The following is a 9,105-nucleotide window of genomic DNA, read 5'->3' as shown; positions in this document are numbered from 1 at the left end:
ATCCGATTGAGAACGCCTTCGCCAAACTCAAGGCGCTGCTGCGAGCAAAGGCCGAGAGAACCATCAAGGCTCTGTGGGACGTGGTCGGCGCGGTCGTCGACCTCTTCACCCCAGCCGAATGTGCCAACTACTTCAAAGCCGCAGGATATGAACCGGATTAAACAGGACGTGCTCTAGTTCGCCTTCCTGCAAGACGCGCAACAGCTTGGCTTGAAGGGCAGGCGAAATCTCGCCGACCTCGTCCAGTAGCAGCGTTCCGCCATTTGCCAATTCAAAACGGCCGGCGCGCTGCGAGATGGCCCCTGTGAAGGCACCTTTTTCATGCCCGAACAGCTCCGACTCCAGAACGCTTTCAGACAGTGCGGCGCAGTTCAATTTGACGAAAGGCTTCTTCCTCCGACGTGAGAGCTTATGGATCGCCTGCGCAAAAAATTCCTTGCCCGTGCCGCTTTCGCCCCGCAGAAGCACGGTAGAATTCGTCCTTGCAATTATGGATACGGTTTCGAGCACCTGCTTGAGTGCGGGACTTTCCCCGATGATCCCCTCCATTTTGACAGGCGGATGCGGGATGGAGTCGGTCCTGTCCTCATCGGACGAATTCTCCAGTGTCCATTGCGAATCGACGCGCCGCTCACGATCCGTAGTCAGGGCGCGATGGAGGCGAACAGTTCGGCCGACGAGGTCGGCGACCATCGTCAGGAACACTATGTCCTCATCGTAGAGGGAGCCGGTGGGGCTGTCCCTTGCGCGGTCGAGCGACAACACTCCAAGGATCTTATGCTCAGCCTTCACCGGGATGCCAATAAGGCAATTGGGAGGGAATTGCCGCTGTGATATGTTTCAGGGTCAGCCTGAAATAGCTCGGACGTGCTGACGTCCGGTATCATGAGCTTTGTCCCCGTAGCGACGATGTGCTCTATCACGGCCCGTGGTACGATGGGGTGTGTGCCTGATCGGGCGGTATCGGCGTCGCCAGCACTCGCGGCAATCTCCGGATCACCTTCAGCGTCCAGTACAACGATTGCTCCGTGACGCATTTGCACAAACGATGGGAGTATATTCGCGACATTGGCAAGCGTAATCTCCAGCCGCGCCGGAGCGGTCAGGGCTTTCGATATCTCGTAGATTCCCCTGACCCGGAGATCTGCATGGGACAGCGCATCGCTGCCCGGTTCGCGGCGGGTGTCTCGAGGTCCTACTTCGTTAACGCGATCCGGCGGTATGTCAGCCATGGAAACACCTCAGGAGTTGTGGTCCCGAATGCTCCTCCCAAGCGCCTTTTGCATTTCAAGCACAGTGTTCACCCGCTCCCCCTTTTGCGAGATGGTGCCAGGAAGGGTCGGCGCTTGGTCGTAACTTCAGGAGTGCACAGGTGCGTACCCATCAAACGGTGCGGACGCCGATCATCCGAACTTGAAGAGTACACCGAAGCCACCGCGCGGATAGTTCCATTCGATCTCACCGCTGGTCTCGCACAAGATCCGGCAGGTGCCGCACTCCATGCAGCCATCAGCGGTGATTTCAACCTGACCTTTGTCGTTCAACTCGTAGCATTTCGCTGGACAGACACGGGTCAGCGCGAGCAGATTCGCGCTTGGTTGCTCGTGCGGTCGCACCTTTATATGCGGACGGCCGGAGTCCACCAGATAGCGGTTCTGGTAAAGCTTGTCCTCGACCCGAAATTTCGTCACTGGATTTGTCATGTCGTCAGTGCCTCACCGCCACGCCAATGCCAGGCGGATCGCGTCGCTGACCAGCCCCAACCGCGATCGCGCCTTGATGAAGGCTGCCGTGGTCGCCTTTTCCTTATCGATCTTTGGCGTGCCGTCGACACGCATGAAGTTCTGCGCGGCTTGCGACATCAACTTCGGGTAAGTCGTGAAGAAATTGCCGGCGTTATTATGGAGTAGGGATGGCATGTCTTTGTATTTCCGCAGGTCCTTCACCACGAAGGATTCATCCAGCATCGTTTTGTATAGGGCGAGGTTCCGTTTGGTCATAGGATCGTTGCGTCTCTTGACCTGGATGATAGCCTCAGCCGCAATCCGACCGGAGGTCATGGCGAGGTTCGAACCCTCGCGGTGAATGGCGTTGTTCAATTGCGCAGCATCGCCAACAACGACCCAACCGTCGCCAAAGAGCTGCGGAATTGCCTTGTAGCCACCTTCAGGAATGAGATGCGCCGCGTATTCTTTCACCTCCGAACCGGCGATCAGCGGCCGGATCGAAGGATGGTGTTTTAGCGCGTCCAGGAGGGTGTAAGGGCTCTCCATCTTCGCGGTGAAATCCGAAACGAGGCAGCCGATCCCCAGTGAGATCGATTCCTTGTTGGTGTAGAGGAACCCGAGCCCGGCCATTCCGTGGGATATCGTGCCGACTGCCTCGATCACGCAGCCTTCACTCCCTTTGACGCCGAACCGCTGCTCAATGATCTCTTCGGGCAGGAAATGCATTTCCTTGACGGCCAGCGCCACGGCTTCCGGCTTCAGCATCTTTCGCAGGCCGCCTCGCGTGCCAAGCAGCCCGCAGACACCTTCTGCAAGAACCACGACGTCCGCGTAGATCGCTCCGCCGGCCCGATCTGTCCGGACCCCGATTACCTTGCCATTGCCATCACGGACGAGTTCCGTCACGGTCGTCTCGCACAGAACCGTCGCGCCGGCCTCGCGCACCTTGCGCGAAAACCATTTATCGAACTGGGCACGGATGATCGTATAGCGATTGGGCTTCACTTCATTGAAATCCTCCGACCGATAGTGAATCCCGGTGTGGGAGGTCTCGTCCATCACCCATAGGCGTTGTTCGACCAGATGCCGCTCGAGCGGTGCATCATCCCGGAAGTCCGGGACGATCTTCTCCAACATGTTCGCGTACATGATGGCGCCTTGGACATTCTTGGAGCCCGGATATTCACCTCGCTCCAACTGGAGTACCTTCAAGCCGTCGCTTGCCATGGTGTAAGCAGCTGCGTTCCCGGACATGCCGGCCCCGATGACAATGGCGTCAAACTCTTCGTTGATCATCTCCATCTCCCTTAGCTCGCAAGCTTGTCGCGACTGTGCGGTGACAGCCGCCGGGTGAAGGCCTCGGTCAGCGCGGGCAGGAAGCGGACCGCATCAGTTACGATCCCGAGGTGAGCGAAATCGAAAATCGGAGCGTTCGGGTCGGTGTTGATGGCCACGATGAGATCGGCTGCCTCAACTCCGACGCGGTGCTGGATCGCGCCGGAAATACCAGCGGCTATGTAAAGCTTCGGCCGGATTGTCTTGCCAGTCTGGCCGATCTGCCGATCGGCCGGCATCCAGCCCTTTTGGACCAGCGGCCGCGAACAGCCAAATTCGGCGCCGATCGCTCGCGCGAGACTCTTCACAAGCTGCAGGTTCTCCGCCCCGCCGAGACCGAGCCCTCCCGCAACGACCACATCGGCATAGGCGAGATTGGCCGTGCCCGACTGGCTATCCGGCAGGAAGCCAAGGACTTTGGTGACGATTTCATCCTCGGCCAGCGACAACTTGTGCGTGACGACACGCCCGATCCCTCTGTCCGCCCGGTGCGGCATGGGCATGACTCTCGGTCGCACCGTCGCCATCTGTGGCCTGTAGTTGAGCGTGTAGATCGTGCATAGCAGGGATCCCCCAAAAGTCGGACGGGTCGCTGCGAGCGAACCATCGGCATCAACGTCCAGTTCGGTGCAGTCGGCAGTGAGTCCTGTCAGCAAGGTCGTCGCGACTGACCCGGCGAGATCCCTGCCGAGCGTGGTCGCACCGAGAAGCAGGATCTCGGGTTTGTAAGTGTCAACCAGATCGGTCATCGCCTTGGTGAAAGGCTCATTCCGATAGTCGGCGAGCAGCGGCGCCTCGACGAAGTAGACAAGGTCGGCGCCATAGGCGAAGGCTTCGGCGACTGCGTTCTGGGTGGCTTCTTCCGGCGGTCCGAGCACAACGCCCGCGAGCTGGACACCAAGTTTATCTGCTAGCTTGCGGCCCTCACCGAGCAATTCCAAGGATACGGGGTGGACCTGGCCGCGTTCGAGCTCGATGAAAACCCAAACGTGCCGGTAGGCCCTGAAACGCTCGGGCAGCTCCTTCTTCATCCCGGCACGGCCGGCGGGCGGGCGGGGAGTGTCTGGGTTCGCGCTCGACATATGGTCTGCTCCTTGCCGTCAGGCGCCGTCGAAGGCGAGTTCCGGTTCCAGTGCCGGTTGGCGGGTGAAAATTGCAACAATCAGTTCGTCGGCGAGATCGCGCAGCGTCTTCTCGGCCGTGTCAATTTGCGCCGCCTTTTCCGACCGCGCGGTAGGGGCGAAAACGCGTTTGACGACCGTCGGCGAGCCACGCAAGCCGCACTTGGTGAGGTCCTCAATGCCGGCCTCGGCCGCACTCCATTTCACAATCCGGCTGCGCGCGGCGCACAATGCGTCTTCGATCGAGCCCCGACGCATCTCGTTTGTGCCTTCCAGCATGGTGATGAGGCAGGGCAGGCTGCTCTTCAGCTTCTGGGTGCCGCCCTCGCAACGGCGCTCGACCGTGATCTCGCGCGCAGCAAGATCAATGGAGGCAATTTTCGCGACGTAGGTGAGTTGCACAAGATCGAGACGCTTGGCTATGCCGGGCCCGACTTGGGCGGTGTCGCCGTCGATCGTCTGTTTGCCCGTGAAGACCACGTCCGGCGGGCCGAACGTCTCGCCAATCTTCGCGATTGCGTGGGAAAGAGCAAAGGAGGTCGCCAGTGTGTCGGAACCGGCAAAATAGCGGTCGGTCAAAAGCACCGCGCGATCAGCGCCGTAGCCGAGCGCCTTGCGCAGGGAGTCCTCCGCCATGGGTGGACCCATAGTGAGCACTGTGACCTCCCCACCATAAGCGTCGCGTAGCCTAAGTGCTTCTTCGAGAGCGAATAGGTCATAAGGGTTGATGATGGTCGGCACACCCTGGCGCATGATGGTGTTCGTCACCGGATGGACCCGGATCTGAGCCGAGTCCGGCACCTGCTTGATGCTGACGACGATGTGCATTGGCGTTTCTCTACGCTGTTATCCGATGCGGAATGGCGGTGCGAGTTCTTGGCTGCATCATTCGTGCCAGTGTTTTGAAGCTCGAATTCCATGGAAACTCGGCTGGTCATTTTGGGAGGCGTGGTTGCGATGCCCGAATTGTCGGCTTCTTGACATTGTCTCGTCGCAACTATGTCGCGCTTATTCCCTGCCGAACCGCTTCAGGACTGAATCGAAAGGAACAAAGGTGCTGCCTTGCGTGCAAGGCCTGTCCGGATCGTGATCTTTGAGCACCTTAAAGACCCGGTGCGTGAGCGGCGAGGAAACCGCGAAGTCCTCGTAGGCGCGTTCCAGCATGGCGCGTACGCGCGCGGCGATCACCTGGTCGGGCAGACCGGAGAAATCTTCCTCGGCAAGGTATTGGCCCACGCGCTTCATGATATGGAGCCGTGAGACATTGAGCACCTTCGGATCATATGAGACGCCAAGGACAGCAAAGAACTCCTCCGCCGCCGACAGGCCTTTCAGTCGCGCGAGGACGTCGGTGACATCGATGGGACGGCCGTCAGCGGAACAAGTCATTGCATTCTCCCTTGTCGGAAAACTGTGGGGCCAGATCGAGTGGGGCGGAGCCAGCGAGGCAATCGCTTCGTCGACAAGGCTGTGCATCCGGTGGCCGGGTGTGGCGCACGGGCGTGCATGGCCGCAGTACGGTGCAGAGGGAATGGGGGACTATCTCCGCATTGGGCCTCGACCTGGGTCGGCTCCGACCGAGCTGGGACCACCGTCTTGTCGGCAGCACCAATGAGGACACCGGCCGGCTACGGCCATATCCCGCGCCTTGGTCTCCGCAATGTTTGGACGTCATAGCCGATGGGACGGCCGAACGTCTTCTGCGTCGCGCCGCGTGGCTGCTTTTCCGATTTGAGATGATGGCGAGGACAGCCGACATCACCACCTTCACCCAAATCCAAGATCTCTGCCGACCGCATCGCTGCACATTTTGTCGTAGAGATCGACCAGTTGAATCGCTGTGATGCTCGATTTGATCTCGGCCGCCTTGCGACGGACGCAGGCAAGCATCGCGGGTGCCAGATCGGGGTCAAGATCGCGGCCGCTTTCGATCAGCACATGGGCAACCGCGGTGGCGCCAGAATGCTTGCCGATGACGATACGTCGGCAGCGGCCCACGAGAACTGGATCGAGCCCCTGATATGTACGCGGGTCCTTCAGCAGCCCTGCGACGTGAATTCCTGATTCATGGGCAAAAACATCAGCCCCGACGATCGGCTTAGTGGCGGCTATCGGTCGGCGGGCTGCCTGCGCGACCTCGGCTGCCAGTGCGGGCAGTGCGGTCAGGTCGATGCCGGTATCTGCGCCCTGGAGCACGGCCATCGCGGCGGCCACCTCTTCCAGCGCGGCATTGCCCGCGCGCTCGCCGAGTCCAAGGACGGTGACCGAGGCATGGCGCGCGCCGGCGCGGATCGCAGCCAGCGTGTTGGCGGTAGCGAGGCCGAGATCGTTGTGCGCATGGAATTCAAGGTCGACGGGAGACTGCGCTGCGAGCTGGGTGACAAGTTCGAAGGTCGAAAAGGGGTCGAGGACGCCGACCGTGTCGGCCAGCCTGACACGGCTCGCGCCGGCGCGCGCCGCCGTCTCAATAACGCGGGCTAGATGATCCCGCTCGGCCCGCGAAGCATCCTCGCAGCCCACCGCGACGAAGAAGCCGCTGGCGACTGCGCGCCCGACCATACGCTCGATGAGCCGGAGCGCTCCTGCCTGATCGAGGCCGAGCTTGGCGGCAAGTTGCATGTCCGACGCAGGCAACGACAGATTGACGGCGGGGACGCCGCTCTCGACCGCTGCATCCAAATCCTGCGAGGTCATCCGGCACCAGGCCGTGAGCCGCACCGGGAGACCCCGTGCGACCGCAGCGCGAATTGTGTCGATTTCGTCGGCGCCCATAACCGGCGTGCCGATCTCGATCTCCGGAACGCCGGCTGCCGCAAGCGACTCGGCGATCTCAAGCTTTTCCGCCACCGTAAAGGCAACGCCGGGTGCCTGCTCGCCGTCACGCAGGGTCGTATCGTTGAGAAAGATCCGACTGCTCATGAATGGTCGCCGGTTCTTCTGGCGCTGAGACCTGCAACGCATTGAAGGTCTTCGGTAATCCGCCTATCCGGCCCAGAAACGGGGGCGTCGCGCAGCTTCTCCACGATTGCCGGCAAGACCTCGAGCACCCGGTCCACGTCTTCTTGGTCGTTGTCACGCGCGAAAGAGAAGCGGACCGCCCCATGTGGTATTTTCATCGCACTCAGGACATGGCTCGGCTCCGAACAGCCGGAGGTGCAGGCGGATCCGTACGAACAGGCGATCCCCTCGCGGTCGAGGAGTTTCAGGATACCATTGCCTTGGATAAATTCGAAGGTGATGTTTGTGGTGTTTGGCAAGCGCTCCAGCGGGTCGCCGTTGACGAAGGTGTTTGGCACACGCTGGAGAAGCCCTTTCTCCAGCCGGTCCCGGAGCCGCTTTATCCGTCTGGTCTCGCCATCCATGAATTTCAAGGCGAGTTCGGCTGCCATGCCGAGCCCGACGATGCCGGGCGTGTTTTCGGTGCCCGCACGCCGGTCGCTCTCTTGGTGACCCCCCTTGATCAGCGAGTGGAAGCGCACAGTGCGCTTGACGAAAAGTGCGCCGGCCCCTTTCGGTCCATGTAATTTATGGCTGGAGAGCGACAGCATATCGATTGCGGTCGATTTCAGGTCAATCGGGAGCTTGCCGACTGCCTGCACGGCATCAGTGTGGAAAAGAGCGCCGACTTCCTTGGCCAATTCGGCGAGCTTGGCGACAGGGAAGATCGTACCGGTCTCGTTGTTGGCCCACATGATCGAGACGATTGCCACGTTCGGGCTGAGAGCAGCCCGGTAAGCGTCAACGTCGAGCCGGCCGTGGCTATCTACCGGGATCCTGTGCACCCTGACGCGGCGCGTCTCCTCAAGATGCGCGCAGAGCGTCAGCACGGCCGGATGTTCGACGGCGGAAGTCACGATCTCTGTCCGGTCGGGCATCACCTCGAGCGCCGAAAGAATGGCCGCATTGTCGCTTTCCGTTCCACCCGAGGTGAAGGTGATCTCGTCGTCGAACTCCGCGCCGATCAGCGCCTGCAACTGCCCCCGCGCGTTTTTCAACGCGGCGCCGGCAAGGGCGCCAAAACCGTGCGCCGACGAAGGATTGCCGAATTGATGCGTAAGCAACGGCAGCATCGCTTCAACGACTTCGGGATCAACCCGTGTCGTTGCGTTGTTGTCGAGATAGACAACTTTCATGGGCTGTGGTCCTCAATGGATTGGAATGACGTGAAGGCGCAACCCGGTTTCACTGAGCCTTGCGCATTGCTGGCGGAGACGATCTAGAGCCGGTGCAGGTGCCCCACATGTTAGCGTAGACTGGGCCGCCATCGCACCGACAAGCTCACCTCAGGCGCCCTCTCTTCTTCGGCAATCAACTAAAGGACTTGCCGCAGGAGCACTTCCCGCTCGCATTCGGATTGTCGAAGACAAAGCCGGAGGTTTCGAGACCCGTGACGAAGTCGACGGCCATGCCGCCGACATGAGACTGGGAGCCGGCGTCTATGAACACCTTGATCCCATCGGCCTCGATGATCGCGTCGCCCTCGCGCGAGAAGCTCTCCAAGCCCATTGAGTATTTGAAGCCGGAGCAGCCGCCGGGCTCGACCATGATGCGAAAGCCTTCTGCCGGCTCACTAGCGGCGGAAAGAGCGGTCTTAACGGCGGCAACGGCCTTCTCGGTGAGTGTAATCATTGCTCCCTTTCTCCTCGGTGCGTGACGGTTTGGGCATCACCGCGCATGAACCGTGCCAACGGAAAAACCCGTTTCCGAACAGTGGAACTTCGCTAGACGGCCACGATTCTGGTTCGGCTATTGTCGCTAAGGCGTCGGCTTTCGACACGTGTTGTCGGATTTGTCGAGACCGCCACAGAGGGTTGGACCGGAGTTTCCGCTGAACGGGCACGTAGGCCAGGTTTTCGAGATCCTTCGAGCAGTTGGTACGAGTTTTGAGGCTCTCTTTTGGCGAGGGCTAAGGCTCCCGACCG

At 60.5% G+C, this 9,105-nt stretch carries 8 protein-coding genes and 2 pseudogenes; 1 reads left to right on the top strand and 9 read right to left on the bottom strand.

The annotated features are described in order from the left end of the window. A pseudogene (locus tag EN807_RS30025) lies at positions 1 to 161 on the top strand (IS630 family transposase); the annotation flags it as partial. Between the two features lie 10 nt (positions 162 to 171). Here the strand turns inward: EN807_RS30025 and EN807_RS37510 are convergent. The 9 genes and pseudogenes from EN807_RS37510 to EN807_RS29980 all read right to left on the bottom strand — a co-directional run. Continuing rightward, positions 172 to 1,232: pseudogene (locus EN807_RS37510) on the bottom strand (sigma 54-interacting transcriptional regulator); the annotation flags it as partial. 171 nt (positions 1,233 to 1,403) lie between these two features. Next, a complete protein-coding gene (locus EN807_RS30015; RefSeq protein ID WP_128176693.1) occupies positions 1,404 to 1,703 on the bottom strand; it encodes a ferredoxin family protein in 300 nt (99 codons plus the stop codon). A 12-nt stretch (positions 1,704 to 1,715) separates the two neighbouring features. Next, a complete protein-coding gene (locus tag EN807_RS30010) occupies positions 1,716 to 3,023 on the bottom strand; it encodes an FAD-dependent oxidoreductase (RefSeq protein WP_127207980.1) in 1,308 nt (435 codons plus the stop codon). An 11-nt stretch (positions 3,024 to 3,034) separates the two neighbouring features. Continuing rightward, positions 3,035 to 4,144 carry an electron transfer flavoprotein subunit alpha/FixB family protein gene (locus tag EN807_RS30005; RefSeq protein WP_135937766.1) on the bottom strand — a complete coding sequence of 370 codons (1,110 nt, stop codon included), beginning with the start codon at positions 4,142 to 4,144 and terminating at the stop codon, positions 3,035 to 3,037. An 18-nt stretch (positions 4,145 to 4,162) separates the two neighbouring features. Then, positions 4,163 to 5,011, bottom strand: coding sequence for an electron transfer flavoprotein subunit beta/FixA family protein (locus EN807_RS30000; RefSeq protein WP_135937765.1), 849 nt, complete (start codon positions 5,009 to 5,011; stop codon positions 4,163 to 4,165). Between the two features lie 180 nt (positions 5,012 to 5,191). Further along, positions 5,192 to 5,572 carry a nitrogenase stabilizing/protective protein NifW gene (nifW, locus tag EN807_RS29995; RefSeq protein WP_128176689.1) on the bottom strand — a complete coding sequence of 127 codons (381 nt, stop codon included), beginning with the start codon at positions 5,570 to 5,572 and terminating at the stop codon, positions 5,192 to 5,194. Positions 5,573 to 5,950: 378 nt separating this feature from the next. Further along, entirely contained in the window at positions 5,951 to 7,102 is a 1,152-nt protein-coding gene (nifV, locus tag EN807_RS29990) for a homocitrate synthase (RefSeq protein WP_135937764.1), read from the bottom strand. Further along, on the bottom strand, positions 7,099 to 8,316 hold the full coding sequence (gene nifS / locus EN807_RS29985) for a cysteine desulfurase NifS (protein WP_127207985.1): 1,218 nt from the start codon (positions 8,314 to 8,316) through the stop codon (positions 7,099 to 7,101). The genes nifV and nifS overlap by 4 nt, the downstream gene beginning before the upstream one ends. A gap of 175 nt (positions 8,317 to 8,491) precedes the next feature. Next, positions 8,492 to 8,812, bottom strand: a complete 321-nt coding sequence (locus tag EN807_RS29980; RefSeq protein WP_127207986.1) for an iron-sulfur cluster assembly accessory protein — start codon at positions 8,810 to 8,812, stop codon at positions 8,492 to 8,494. Between the last annotated feature and the right edge of the window lie 293 nt (positions 8,813 to 9,105).

Source organism: Mesorhizobium sp. M5C.F.Ca.ET.164.01.1.1 (genome assembly GCF_004792125.1).
In the GTDB taxonomy this organism is placed as follows: Bacteria; Pseudomonadota; Alphaproteobacteria; order Rhizobiales; family Rhizobiaceae; genus Mesorhizobium; species Mesorhizobium wenxiniae.
The sequence above is the reverse complement of the archived record's forward strand: the minus strand, read 5'-3'. Positions and strand labels throughout refer to the sequence as shown.